Genomic DNA, 290 nt, shown 5'->3' on the forward strand with positions numbered 1-290 from the left:
CGAAGGAGTGCTCGGCCAAGTACCAAGAGGCCAAGAAGGCCGGCACGCTCGGCAACATGAAGTGGAACGACTTCCGCAAGGCCGAGTGCGGAGCAGCCCCGGATACCGCCCCGGCAACGGTGCAGAACCCGCTTGCACCGGGGGCTACAAGGGCCACGCCGACGCCTACCGCCACGACTGCAAAGCCTGCACCCGTTCCGGCAACGCAACAGCTCGAACCCGTACCCGGCGTGGCCGGCCGCCCATCGGCGGCCCGCGACGTGACGGGTTCTTTTCGCTTCGGATATCCC

General features: G+C 67.6%; 1 pseudogene. It reads left to right on the forward strand.

The annotated features are described in order from the left end of the window. A pseudogene (locus WDW90_RS38905) lies at nt 1-290 on the forward strand (hypothetical protein); the annotation flags it as partial.

Source organism: Methylobacterium nigriterrae (assembly GCF_037106235.1).
GTDB lineage: Bacteria > Pseudomonadota > Alphaproteobacteria > Rhizobiales > Beijerinckiaceae > Methylobacterium > Methylobacterium nigriterrae.